Genomic DNA, 345 nt, shown 5'->3' with positions numbered 1-345 from the left:
TCCCTAATAGCCTCAACATACTGATTTAAATACGGCTGATTTACGGACGTTTCTTCCCGCTTCGGCTCATCCTCTTTCTTACCTTCAGCTCCCTTTGTCTTCGCTCTTGCAGCCGCTGCTGCTTTCGCTTTTGCTGCTGCAATTGCCTTTGCCTTTTCATCTCCCGAATCCCCATCACCTTGCGAAGCTTTCTGCTTCGCTAATGCTGCCGCTTTTGCCTTGGCTGTTGCCACCGCCTTTGCCTTTGCTTTCGCTTTTTCTTCTTCCGTTACTTCTTCTGTTCCTTCTCTTTTCTGCTTCGCTAACGCCGCCGCTTTTGCTTTTGCTGCCGCTGCTGCACGTCGT

The 345-nt window shown here is 50.4% G+C and carries 1 pseudogene; it reads right to left on the bottom strand.

The annotated features are described in order from the left end of the window. Positions 1-345 (bottom strand): annotated as a pseudogene (locus tag MR167_RS31945) (NADH-quinone oxidoreductase subunit C); the annotation flags it as partial.

This window comes from Bacillus cereus group sp. BfR-BA-01355, assembly GCF_022663675.1.
Classification (GTDB): domain Bacteria; phylum Bacillota; class Bacilli; order Bacillales; family Bacillaceae_G; genus Bacillus_A; species Bacillus_A thuringiensis_S.
This window is presented reverse-complemented; position numbering and strand designations above follow the sequence as displayed.